3 protein-coding genes and 1 pseudogene are annotated in these 3678 nt (G+C 48.9%); 2 read left to right on the top strand and 2 right to left on the bottom strand.

Annotated elements, in window-relative coordinates; translation table 11 throughout:
• A pseudogene (locus ACMJ0U_RS11775) lies at positions 1-174 on the bottom strand (cytosol nonspecific dipeptidase); the annotation flags it as partial.
• Positions 175-209: 35 nt separating this feature from the next.
• Positions 210-1217, bottom strand: a complete 1008-nt coding sequence (locus tag ACMJ0U_RS11780) for a lysylphosphatidylglycerol synthase transmembrane domain-containing protein (RefSeq protein WP_417130089.1) — start codon at positions 1215-1217, stop codon at positions 210-212.
• Between the two features lie 75 nt (positions 1218-1292).
• Between ACMJ0U_RS11780 and rsmA the strand changes: the two genes are divergently transcribed.
• Complete coding sequence (gene rsmA / locus ACMJ0U_RS11785) at positions 1293-2096, top strand: 16S rRNA (adenine(1518)-N(6)/adenine(1519)-N(6))-dimethyltransferase RsmA (RefSeq protein WP_007563391.1); 804 nt, start codon at positions 1293-1295, stop codon at positions 2094-2096.
• Positions 2097-2152: 56 nt separating this feature from the next.
• Complete coding sequence (gene mgtE / locus ACMJ0U_RS11790) at positions 2153-3493, top strand: magnesium transporter (RefSeq protein ID WP_007563392.1); 1341 nt, start codon at positions 2153-2155, stop codon at positions 3491-3493.
• Positions 3494-3678: the final 185 nt, after the last annotated feature.

Genomic DNA, 3678 nt, shown 5'->3' on the forward strand with positions numbered 1-3678 from the left:
GCGATAGATTATGTTTCCAGCCTCATCCTGAAATGATTCCACAGCTACCTGCTTGCCGAATTCCAGCAAGAAAGCCTGAATTTTTTCCAAATGTCCAGACGGACGAGGAATTTGCGTCAACGAATAGAAATGCTTCCACACATTCTGCGGAGCCAAAGAAAGAATTTCGTTCATATTATATTTTTTGATTTTATTCCGGAAAAGCAATTTCACTTCCCGGTCCGTTTCTTATTTACAAGTGGTAAGGCTACAAGCCCGTAAAAACCTAGCAAAATTAATAAAAAGGTTTGAATACCGTGCACCAGCAGGGCAAATATTCCGGCATCTTCCTTTCCCACCCCATACATCATCATCATGGTAATGACTGCAAAGTGCCACGGACCTGCTCCGTTAGGAGTAGGAACGGCCACGGCGATACTGCCCACCACAAACATCACCAGTCCAGGCATCCAGCCCAATGAGGCAGAAAAATCAAAGCAATAAAAGCTTACATAAAATTGCAGGAAATAGCATGCCCAGATGCCCACGGTGTAAAAAGCGAACAGCCACGGATGTTTTACATGCCGAAGCGACAAACATCCGGCCCACACATCGTTCAATATGCCGCGCACCTTCGCAAATACCGTCAAATTGCGAATCAGGAAAAACGCCAGCACGCCCAAGGCGAACAGACAGATGAGGGTGATATAAAAATTGGTGGAAGTAAACAAGCCCGTAAAGAAGCCCATGTTCGTACCGGTCTTTTCAAAGAATGCCGCAAACACACGCGACTGGAGCAACAGCGTCACTACGGTAATCAGCAGCACACAGATGGTATCGATGAGACGCTCCGTCACCACCGTACCCAGCGATTTGGAGAAAGAAACCCCGTCGTACTTCGACAGGATACCGCAGCGGGAAACCTCCCCCACACGCGGTACGACCAGATTGGCCGCGTACGACACAAAAACCGCATACACACTGTTCGACACCTTGGGATATTCACCTAACGGGGCTAACGTCAGATTCCAGCGCCAGCCGCGGAACAGATGTCCCAACACACCAAACACCAGCGAAAAGGCCATCCAGCCATAATTCATGCCGCCATCCAGCACGCTCCACACACGCCGGAAATCAAAATCGTGGTATGTCCAAAGCAGAATAGCCGCTCCGAGTACCAACGGAAGCGCTATCTGGAAGACCTTATTTAGTACTTTTTTTAAACCTGTTCGTTCCAAAATCAGTCTGTATATAAAGATTTATGTTTAACTTTGCAAGTCACAAAGATAATACGAACATTTAAAACCTGAGGTATGAAATTAGTTAAACCTAAAAAGTTTTTAGGACAACACTTCCTGAAAGACCTGCAAGTGGCACAAGACATAGCCGACACGGTAGACGCCTGCCCGGCCCTTCCCGTTCTCGAAGTAGGTCCCGGAATGGGAGTTCTCACCCAATACCTGCTGAAAAAAGATCGCCCGCTCAAGGTGGTGGAGCTGGATTTTGAATCGGTAGCTTACCTGCGTGAGAATTTTCCGCAATTAGGAGACCATATCATCGAGCAGGATTTCCTGAAAATGGACCTCCGGCAACTTTTCGACGGACAGCCTTTTGTGCTGACCGGCAACTATCCCTACAACATTTCCAGCCAGATATTCTTCAAGATGCTCGACTACAAGGACTTGATTCCCTGCTGCACGGGCATGATTCAGAAGGAAGTGGCCGAACGCATCGCGGCTCGTCCGGGCAACAAGACCTACGGCATTCTGAGCGTACTGATTCAAGCCTGGTACAGCGTGGAATACCTGTTCACCGTACACGAACATGTGTTCAATCCTCCTCCCAAGGTGAAGAGCGCCGTCATCCGCATGACCCGCAACGAAACCAAGGAGTTGGGATGCAACGAGCAGTTGTTCAAGCAGATTGTCAAGACAACATTCAACCAGCGCCGCAAGACGCTCCGCAACTCCATATCTCCGATTCTGGAGAAAGGAAATCCGCTCAGTGCCGACCCTATCTTCAACAAACGGCCTGAACAGCTTTCCGTACAAGACTTCATCGACCTGACCAACCGGGTGGAAGAAGCCTTGAATTCCTCAGCCGCAAAGGCCGAGTGACCCCTGCACACGAGACTTACAGACTACGATAACAACCCTCATCAGGAGTTTACAAGATGAATAGCGAAGATATTAAATTAGTCACCGAACTGATCGAGAAGAAAGATTCCGACCAGTTAAAAGAAGTCATCAAGGACCTGCATCCGGCCGACATCGCCGAGCTGTGCAACGAGCTGGACGCAGAAGATGCCCGCTTCATCTACCTGCTGCTGGACAACGAAACGGCAGCCGACGTACTGATTGAAATGGACGAGGATGCACGAAAGAAATTCCTCGAAATACTTCCCCCTGAAACCATCGCCAAGCGCTTTGTCGACTACATGGATTCGGACGATGCCGTAGACATCATCCGTGAAATGGACGAGGACAAGCAGGAAGAGGTGCTTTCACACATTGAAGACATCGAACAGGCAGGCGACATCGTCGACTTGCTGAAATACGACGAAGACACCGCCGGTGGTTTGATGGGTACGGAAATGGTGATTGTGAATGAGAACTGGAGTATGCCCGAATGCCTGCGCGAAATGCGACTGCAGGCAGAAGAAATGGACGAGATATATTATGTATATGTGGTAGACGACGACGAGCGTCTGCGCGGTGTATTCCCACTGAAAAAGATGATTACCAGTCCGTCGGTTTCCAAGGTGAAACACGTGATGAAGAAGGACCCGATTTCCGTCCATGTGGATACGCCCATTGAAGAGGTGGTGCAGACCATTGAAAAGTATGACTTGGTGGCCGTTCCTGTGGTCGACAGCATCGGCCGCCTGGTAGGGCGCATCACCGTAGACGACGTAATGGACGAGGTTCGTGAACAGGCCGAACGCGACTACCAGTTGGCATCCGGTTTGTCACAGGACGTAGAAACAGACGACAACGTGTTCCGCCAGACCACCGCGCGCCTTCCGTGGCTACTCATCGGTATGCTGGGTGGAATCGGTAACTCCATGATTCTGGGCAACTTTGACTCTACCTTTGCTGCTCATCCGGAAATGGCGCTTTACATTCCCCTTATCGGTGGAACGGGAGGAAACGTGGGAACCCAGTCCTCTGCATTGGTCGTGCAAGGTCTGGCTAACAGCTCACTGAACGCCGAAAACACTTTCAAGCAGGTGCTGAAAGAATCCGTCGTAGCCCTTATCAACGCCACCATCATTTCCATGCTGGTGTATATCTACAACTTCATCCGCTTCGGAGCTACGGCTACGGTCAGCTATTCGGTATCCATCAGCCTGTTTGCCGTGGTTATGTTTGCCTCCATTTTCGGCACACTGGTGCCCATGACACTGGAAAAACTGAAAATCGATCCGGCCATTGCCACCGGACCGTTTATCTCCATTACCAACGACATTATCGGTATGCTCATGTACATGGGAATTACCGTATTATTATCCTAAATTCTGATTAAAAACAACGCAAGTGCGTTTGAAGTAAAGCGTAAGTACATTTTACTTCAAACGCCTTTATGTTTTCACCCAAACGTAAAAGAGTTTTCTTTCAAACGCCAAAGCGTTTTTTCATCCCCTCTACAAGCCCTTCTGAAGTGCATTCTTCATCTTTTTATTTCTAAAAATCATTCTCA

Source organism: Phocaeicola sp., from assembly GCF_048170425.1.
Classification (GTDB): Bacteria; Bacteroidota; Bacteroidia; order Bacteroidales; family Bacteroidaceae; genus Phocaeicola.

Bases quoted from the DNA above. Each gene is read 5' to 3' on its own strand.
- rsmA (WP_007563391.1), top strand. From the start codon at position 1,293: ATGAAATTAGTTAAACCTAAAAAGTTTTTAGGACAACACTTCCTGAAA.
- mgtE (WP_007563392.1), top strand. From the start codon at position 2,153: ATGAATAGCGAAGATATTAAATTAGTCACCGAACTGATCGAGAAGAAA.